This is a genomic window from Acidovorax sp. KPB24-03 (assembly GCF_057546605.1).
On record NZ_BAAJYR010000570.1, the window covers coordinates 1 to 1,784 of the forward strand.

At 69.1% G+C, this 1,784-nt stretch carries 2 protein-coding genes and 1 pseudogene; all 3 read left to right on the plus strand.

From position 1 onward, the window contains the following. Positions 1-461 (plus strand): winged helix-turn-helix domain-containing protein (locus tag AC27KI_RS24040; RefSeq protein WP_487116248.1); only part of this gene is annotated, 461 nt, incomplete at its 5' end. A 139-nt stretch (positions 462-600) separates the two neighbouring features. Beyond that, positions 601-978 (plus strand): annotated as a pseudogene (locus AC27KI_RS24045) (sensor histidine kinase N-terminal domain-containing protein); the annotation flags it as partial. Positions 979-1,036: 58 nt separating this feature from the next. Next, positions 1,037-1,784: histidine kinase dimerization/phospho-acceptor domain-containing protein (locus AC27KI_RS24050; protein WP_487116250.1), on the plus strand; the 748-nt coding region annotated here is incomplete at its 3' end.

Below are 1,784 nucleotides of genomic sequence, written 5' to 3' on the forward strand. Positions count from 1 at the left end.
CGGCCCTGCCGGTGCTGATCCTCACCGCCGCCGACAGCGTGGAAGAGCGCGTCAAGGGCCTGGATTTCGGGGCCGACGACTACATGGCCAAGCCCTTCAGCCTGCAGGAACTCGAGGCGCGCGTGCGCGCCCTCACGCGGCGCGGCATGGGCGGCACCACCAGCGCCATCCGCCACGGCCCGCTGGTGTATGACCAGGCCGGCCGCATGGCCACCATCGACGGCAAGCTGGTGGAGCTGTCGGCGCGCGAACTGGGCCTGCTGGAGGTGCTGCTGCAGCGCGCCGGCCGGCTGGTGTCCAAGGAACAACTGGTCGAGCGCCTGTGCGAGTGGGGCGAAGAGGTGAGCAACAACGCCATCGAGGTGTACATCCACCGCCTGCGCAAGAAGATCGAGCGCGGCCCGATCCGCATCGCCACGGTGCGCGGCCTGGGCTACTGCCTTGAGAAGATCGCCACCTGAATGCTATTGATTTAATAGCGGTATGCCCTAGTGATGATTGCGCTGACGGCCCTTTTGGCTTGAACCCCTCCACCGGCGTCCTGTCTTGAAGATCTTCCAGCGCGAGCAGCGCTCCCTCTTCGGCGAGATCCTGGACTGGATGCTCACACCGCTCCTGCTGCTGTGGCCCGTGAGCCTGGCGCTCACCTGGCTGGTGGCGCAGGGCCTGGCCAACAAGCCCTTCGACCGCGCGCTGGAGTACAACGCCCACGCCCTGGCCCAACTGGTCACGGTGCAGGGCGGCAAGGCGCAGTTCAACCTGCCGCAGCCGGCCAGCGAAATCCTGCGTGCTGACGAATCCGACATCGTTTACTACCAGGTGGTCTCGCCCACGGGCGAGTTCCTCTCGGGCGAGCGCGACCTGCCGCGCCCGCCGCCGCCCGAGGACGAGCGCCCGCTCTCGGGCGAGGTGCGCCTGCGCGATGCCGAACTGCGCGGCATCGAGATCCGCGTGGCGTCCATCTGGGTGCGGGTGCCGCTGCCGGGCGCGCCGGCCGCGCTGGTGCAGGTGGCCGAGACGCGCGAAAAAGCGCAGCGTGCTGGCCACGGAAATCATCAAGGGCGTGATGCTGCCGCAGTTCGTGATCCTGCCGCTGGCCGTGCTGCTGGTGTGGCTGGCCCTGGCGCGCGGCATCCAGCCCTTGAGCCTGCTGGAGGAGCGCATCCGCGCCCGCAAGCCCGACGACCTTTCGCCGCTCGACCACAAGGCGGTGCCGCTGGAGGTGGCGCCATTGGTGGACTCGGTGAACGATCTGCTGGGCCGGCTCAGCGACTCGCTGGCCACGCAAAAGCGCTTTCTGGCCGATGCGGCGCACCAGCTCAAGACGCCATTGGCCGGGCTGCGCATGCAGGCCGACCTGGCGCAGCGCGAAGGCACCAGCACCGAGGAGTTGAAGCGATCGCTGCAGCAGATCGGCCGCTCCAGCATCCGCGCCACGCACACGGTGAACCAGCTGCTGGCCCTGGCCCGCGCGGAAGGCAGTGGAACGGCCCTGGCGCGCCAGCCGGTGGACCTGGCCCGGCTGGTGATCGAGGTGGTGCGCGACTGCGTGCCGCGCGCCCTGGAAAAGCACATCGACCTGGGGTACGAGGGCGCCGAGCCCGGTGCGCCCGGCGTGTGGATGGAGGGCAATCCCACGCTGCTCAAGGAGCTGGCGCGCAACCTGCTGGACAACGCGATCAACTACACGCCCTCCGGGGCCGGGGGCGCCGGGGATCATCAACCGCGCGGGTGCTGGCCGACACTTTTCGGCCACGTGCTGCTGCTGCAGGTCGAAGATTCGG